Source organism: Mesorhizobium sp. (genome assembly GCF_004962925.1).
GTDB lineage: Bacteria > Pseudomonadota > Alphaproteobacteria > Rhizobiales > Rhizobiaceae > Mesorhizobium.
The window spans coordinates 9,854-15,656 of the sequence record NZ_SUEO01000067.1; the positions used below are offsets into that span (position 1 = coordinate 9,854).

General features: G+C 62.0%; 6 protein-coding genes. 5 read left to right on the forward strand and 1 reads right to left on the reverse strand.

Annotated elements, in window-relative coordinates; translation table 11 throughout:
* Positions 1–1,423 (reverse strand): acetyl/propionyl/methylcrotonyl-CoA carboxylase subunit alpha (locus tag E5W87_RS15505; RefSeq protein WP_292398839.1); only part of this gene is annotated, 1,423 nt, incomplete at its 3' end.
* A 215-nt stretch (positions 1,424–1,638) separates the two neighbouring features.
* Here E5W87_RS15505 and E5W87_RS15510 point away from each other — a divergent pair.
* The 5 genes from E5W87_RS15510 to E5W87_RS15530 all read left to right on the forward strand — a co-directional run.
* Positions 1,639–2,766: an S-(hydroxymethyl)glutathione dehydrogenase/class III alcohol dehydrogenase gene (locus tag E5W87_RS15510; RefSeq protein ID WP_292398842.1), complete on the forward strand. Its 1,128-nt coding sequence runs from the start codon at positions 1,639–1,641 to the stop codon at positions 2,764–2,766.
* 136 nt (positions 2,767–2,902) lie between these two features.
* On the forward strand, positions 2,903–3,370 hold the full coding sequence (locus E5W87_RS15515) for a YaiI/YqxD family protein (protein ID WP_292398845.1): 468 nt from the start codon (positions 2,903–2,905) through the stop codon (positions 3,368–3,370).
* Positions 3,371–3,510: 140 nt separating this feature from the next.
* Positions 3,511–4,194 (forward strand): DUF1345 domain-containing protein, encoded by a 684-nt coding sequence (locus tag E5W87_RS15520; RefSeq protein ID WP_292398848.1) that lies wholly within the window; start codon positions 3,511–3,513, stop codon positions 4,192–4,194.
* A 114-nt stretch (positions 4,195–4,308) separates the two neighbouring features.
* Complete coding sequence (locus E5W87_RS15525) at positions 4,309–5,193, forward strand: cytochrome b/b6 domain-containing protein (protein WP_292398850.1); 885 nt, start codon at positions 4,309–4,311, stop codon at positions 5,191–5,193.
* Position 5,194: 1 nt separating this feature from the next.
* A partial coding sequence (locus E5W87_RS15530) for a molybdopterin-dependent oxidoreductase (protein ID WP_292398853.1) occupies positions 5,195–5,803 on the forward strand: 609 nt, incomplete at its 3' end.

Sequence of the window (5,803 nt, forward strand, 5' to 3'; positions counted from 1 at the left end):
CGACCGCGGTGGCGATCGATGCCAGCACGGCCTTCTCCTCGTCGTTCGGCACGATCGGCGCGAACCCGTCAGGATATTCCTCTGATATGAAGGCGGTCGATATCAGCCCGTCCCGCCAGCGCCGATGCTGCATCAGCGCCGCCAGGAACGGTATGTTGTGCCCGATGCCGTCGACGACGAAGCTGTCCAGCGCTTCCGACATGGCGTCGATCGCGGCGAGCCGCGTCGGCGCCCAGGTGCACAGCTTGGCGACCATCGGGTCATAGAACATCGAGATTTCCGAACCCTCGGTGACGCCGGTATCGTTGCGGATGACGATTTCGCCGAACTGTCCCTCTTCCGGCGGCCGGTATTTTGTCAGCCGGCCGATCGACGGCAGGAAATTGCGATACGGGTCCTCGGCGTAGAGCCGGCTTTCCACCGCCCAGCCGTTCAGCTTGACGTCACTTTGCTTGATAGCGAGCTTCTCGCCGGCAGCTATGCGGATCATCTGCTCGACCAGGTCGATGCCGGTGACGAGCTCGGTGACCGGATGCTCGACCTGTAATCGCGTATTCATTTCAAGGAAATAGAAGTTCTTTTCGCTGTCGACGATGAACTCAACCGTGCCGGCGCTCTGATAGTCGACCGCCCTGGCCAGCGCCACCGACTGCTCGCCCATGGCTTTCCGCGTCTTGGCGTCGAGGAAGGACGAGGGTGCCTCTTCGACGACCTTCTGGTTGCGGCGCTGGATCGAGCATTCGCGCTCGCCGAGATAAAGCGCGTTGCCATGTGCGTCGGCCAGCACCTGGATCTCGATGTGGCGCGGATCGACCACGAACTTCTCGATGAAGACGCGGTCGTCGCCGAACGAGCTTTTGGCCTCCGACCGCGCCCGATCGAACCCGTCGCGCACCTCGGCCTTGCTCCAGGCGATGCGCATGCCCTTGCCGCCGCCGCCGGCCGAGGCCTTGATCATCACGGGATAACCGATCTCACCGGCTATTTTCTCGGCATGCTCGGCATTCTCGATGACGCCAAGCCAGCCGGGCACGGTCGACACGTTTGCAGCGTTGGCGAATTTCTTCGATTCGATCTTGTCGCCCATCGCCCTGATCGCTCTGGGTTTTGGGCCGATGAAGACGATGCCCTCCTTCTCCAGCGCCTCACAGAAGGATGCGCGTTCGGACAGAAATCCGTAGCCGGGATGCACGGCTTCTGCACCCGTCGCCTTGCAGGCGGCGATGATCTTCTCCGGCACCAGATAGCTCTGCGCGGCCGGCGAAGGCCCGATATGCACCGCTTCGTCGGCCATCTCGACATGCACGGCGTCGCGGTCGGCGTCCGAATAGACCGCCACGGTCGCGATGCCCATCTTGTGCGCCGTCTTGATGACGCGGCAGGCGATCTCGCCGCGATTGGCGATCAGGATTTTTGTGAACATGCGGGTTTTGTTCCCTCGGCTGCCTTTCTTTTATGGGCTTCGCCCGGCCGGTCAAGGCCCGGCTGATCAAGGCAAGTTGGCGCATATCCCGGGCGCAAGTCGCCTAGTGACGACCAAACCCGGCTATGAACTGTCAATTCGTCCCATAGTCCAGAACCTGCAGATACGCTAATGCTCGCCCCCGATTGCAGATTTGCCCTGAGAGGAGATTCCCGATGAAAACCCGTGCCGCTGTCGCTGTCGCCGCCGGAAAGCCGCTGGAGATCCTGGAGGTCGACCTCGACGGCCCGCGCGCCGGCGAGGTACTGGTCGAAATCAAGGCGACCGGCATTTGCCACACCGACGAATTCACGCGGTCGGGCGCCGATCCCGAAGGCATCTTTCCGGCGATCCTCGGCCATGAGGGTGCGGGAATCGTCGTCGATGTCGGTAAGGGCGTCACTTCGGTTAAGAAGGGTGACCACGTCATCCCGCTCTACACGCCGGAATGCCGGCAATGCCCGTCCTGCCTGTCCAGAAAGACCAATCTGTGCACCGCGATCCGCGCCACGCAGGGGCAAGGCCTGATGCCGGACGGCTCGTCGCGCTTCTCGATCGGCAAGGACAAGATCTTCCACTATATGGGCTGCTCAACCTTCTCCAACTTCACCGTCCTGCCCGAGATCGCGGTGGCCAAGGTCAATCCAGACGCGCCCTTCGACAAGATCTGCTACATCGGCTGCGGCGTCACAACCGGCATCGGCGCGGTGATCAACACAGCCAAGGTCGAGATCGGCGCCACGGCCGCCGTCTTCGGCCTCGGCGGCATCGGCCTCAATGTCATCCAGGGGCTGCGCCTTGCCGGCGCCGACATGATCATCGGCGTCGACCTGAACAACGACAAGAAAGAATGGGGCGAGAAATTCGGCATGACGCATTTCGTCAATCCGAAGGAGATCGATGGCGATATCGTGCCGTATCTCGTCAACATGACCAAGCGCGGTGCCGACCAGATCGGCGGTGCCGACTATACATTCGACTGCACGGGCAGCACCAAGGTGATGCGGCAGGCCCTTGAAGCGTCGCACCGCGGCTGGGGCAAGTCGGTGGTCATCGGTGTTGCCGGCGCCGGCCAGGAGATCTCGACGCGGCCATTCCAGCTCGTCACCGGACGCACCTGGATGGGCACCGCCTTTGGCGGCGCGCGCGGCCGCACCGACGTGCCGAAGATCGTCGACTGGTACATGGACGGCAAGATCGAGATCGACCCGATGATCACCCACACGCTGAAGCTGGAAGACATCAACAAAGGTTTTGACCTGATGCATGAGGGCAAGAGCATCAGGAGCGTGGTGGTTTACTAGGTGAAATCGGCTCTGATGGACTACATCGCGGCATGGACCGCGAAGAGGTCCGAAGCGTTGCAGGGATAGCGACCGCCCGAATATCATCGATGGAGCCTGCCGAAGCCGCCAGGTTTCATCCGCGTTGGAACGAACGATGCCCGTACCTGCCATTTATGTCGACGCCGATGCCTGTCCGGTGAAGGCCGAGGTCGAGAAAGTCGCCGAGCGCCATGGCGTCGTCGTCACCTTCGTCTCCAATGGCGGCCTGCGCCCGTCGCGCGATCCGATGATCCGCAACGTCGTCGTGTCCAAGGGCGCCGACGCGGCGGACGACTGGATCGTCGACAATGCCAAGCCCAACGACATCGTGGTGACATCAGATATCCCGCTTGCCGCCCGCACGGTGGCGCTCGGCGCCCACGTGCTTGGGCCGACCGGGCGCCCGTTCACGCCGGAAACGATCGGCATGGCGGTGGCGATGCGCGACCTCAAGCAGCATCTGCGCGAGACCGGCGAAAGCAAGGGCTACAATGCCAGTTTCGCGCCGCAGGACCGCTCGCGGTTTCTCGGCGAGCTCGATCGCATCTTGCGGCGTGCGCTGAAATCCGCCGCACTGGACTAGCGCTTTGACCTCGAACCGGACGTCAGCGCAGCAAAACCGGGAATCGGTCTTCGGCATCATGCGCACAGGCAAAACTGCTATAATGTCCGAGTCCTAAAAGACGAGCGGCGGTAAGACGGGCCGCCATCAGAGGCCGGGCCATGACGACCGAGACGCCCCTGAAGACACCACTGCACCGCCACATGCAGTTCGCGGTGTCGGCCTGCATCGGTGTAGTGGCACTGGCGATCGCGCTGGTCTTGCGCACTCCGCTCGCCTTTTCGATCGGCGCCAATGCGTTTTTCGCCGCCTACACAGTCATCGTCGTCGCCCAAATGCCGCTGCTCACCGACCGCTATCTGAGCAAGAATGCCCGCGCCACCGACCAGCCGGTGCTGGTCATCTTTGCCGTGACGCTGATTGTCGTCGCCGTCGCCATCGTCTCGTTGTTCCAAGTGATCAATCGCGAGGGCAGCGCGCATCCTGTCGAACTCACCTTCGCCCTGCTGTCGATCCCGCTCGGCTGGTTCACCATCCACGCCATGACGGCGCTGCACTACGCACATGTTTACTGGCTGAACGATGAAGAGACCGACCCCGGCAGCAAAGCGAAGCGGAAAAAACCCGTCGGCGGCCTCGTATTTGCCGGTAAGGAGCGGCCGGACGGCTGGGATTTTCTCTATTTCTCGACCACCGTCGGCATGACCTCACAGACTTCCGATACCGCGGTCTCGAACACGAAAATGCGTCACATCGTGCTTTTGCATTCGATCGTGTCGTTCTTTTTCAATACAGTGATTGTCGCCGCCGCGGTCAACCTCGCCGTCAGTCTCGGGGGCAAGTAGTATCGGGCAGCCCGTAATAATTCCGTGATCGGATGAAACATCGCTTTGGCTGGCAGCGTATTGGAAGGAGAACGATCGGAAAGGCCGACTGAGCGGCCGGAAGGACGCGAAAAAATGGAATCGGTTGCCAGGAGCCAATCCACCGTCGGGCCAGACACTGCCGCGCCGAAGGATGCGACGCTGATCTACCGGCAGTCGCGCTGGACGCGGCTGACGCATTGGCTCTGGGCCATCTCGCTGTTCTTCATGCTGCTTTCCGGCCTGCAGATCTTCAACGCCCGCCCCCAGCTCTATATCGGCAAGGAGTCGGGATTCGCCTATGACAACACCATCTTCGCGATCGGCGCCGAGAACACCGCAAACGGACCGCGCGGCTACACCGAAATCTTCGGCAAGCGCTTCGACACGACCGGTGTGCTCGGTTGGTCGGGGCCGGTGGGTCGCGAGACGTCCCGCGCCTTCCCGTCCTGGGCGACGATCCCCTCTTATTACGACCTCGGCACCGCCCGCGTCGTCCATTTCTTCTTCGCCTGGATACTGACCACGACCCTGGTCGTGTGGTTGATCGCCAGTCTGGTCAACGGTCATCTGCGCCGCGATCTTGCTCCGCGCATCGGCGATCTCAGGCGCTTGCCGCGAGACATCGTCGATCATGCCAAGCTCAAGTTCCACCACACGCGCGAGTACAACACGCTGCAGAAGATGGCTTATGGCGGCGTAATGTTCGTGCTGCTGCCGCTGATGATCATCACCGGCCTTGCCATGTCACCGAGCATGAACGCGGTGCTGCCGTTCCTCAATGATCTGCTTGGCGGCCGGCAGACGGCGCGGACGATTCATTTCATCGTGATGCTGCTGCTCATCGCCTTCTTCATCATCCATATTCTGATGATCTTCGCCGCCGGCCCGATCAACGAGCTGCGTTCCATCATCACCGGCTGGTACCGAACCGATCCGCCGCCGGCGCATGGCGGCAAGGCGCCTCAGAGGAGTGCGTGAGATGGCGAAGTTTATGATCAGCCGCAGAAAATTCCTGACCTCGGCCAGCCTCGGCGTCTCCGGTGTCATGCTGTCGGGTTGCGATGCCTTCGACAGCCAGCTTCGCGTCGGCGACGGCCTGCGAAGTTTCCTCGAAGGCGCCAACGGCCTGACCTGGCGCGCGCAACGCCTGCTTGCCGGCGATTCGCTGGCGCCGGAATTCACCGAAGCCGACATTCGCCAGCCGCAGCGGCCGAACGGCGTCACCGCGCCGGACGACGATGTCTACAAGGGCCTGCTCGCCAACAATTTCGCCGACTGGCGGCTCGAGGTTTCCGGCCTCGTCGAAAAGCCGCTGTCGCTGACCCGTGAGCAATTGATGAACATGCCGAGCCGCACCCAGATCACCCGCCACGACTGTGTCGAAGGCTGGAGTTGCATCGCCAAATGGACCGGCACGCCGCTGTCGCTGGTGCTTGATCAGGCGGTGGTCAAGCCGCAGGCGCGCTACGTCATGTTCCATTGCCTCGACACCATCGACCGCAGCCTGTCCGGCGACATCAAATATTACGGCTCGATCGATCTGGTCGATGCCCGTCACCCGCAGACGATCCTAGCCTATGGCTTGAAC

Bases quoted from the DNA above. Each gene is read 5' to 3' on its own strand.
- E5W87_RS15510 (WP_292398842.1), top strand. From the start codon at position 1,639: ATGAAAACCCGTGCCGCTGTCGCTGTCGCCGCCGGAAAGCCGCTGGAG.
- E5W87_RS15515 (WP_292398845.1), top strand. From the start codon at position 2,903: ATGCCCGTACCTGCCATTTATGTCGACGCCGATGCCTGTCCGGTGAAG.
- E5W87_RS15520 (WP_292398848.1), top strand. From the start codon at position 3,511: ATGACGACCGAGACGCCCCTGAAGACACCACTGCACCGCCACATGCAG.
- E5W87_RS15525 (WP_292398850.1), top strand. From the start codon at position 4,309: ATGGAATCGGTTGCCAGGAGCCAATCCACCGTCGGGCCAGACACTGCC.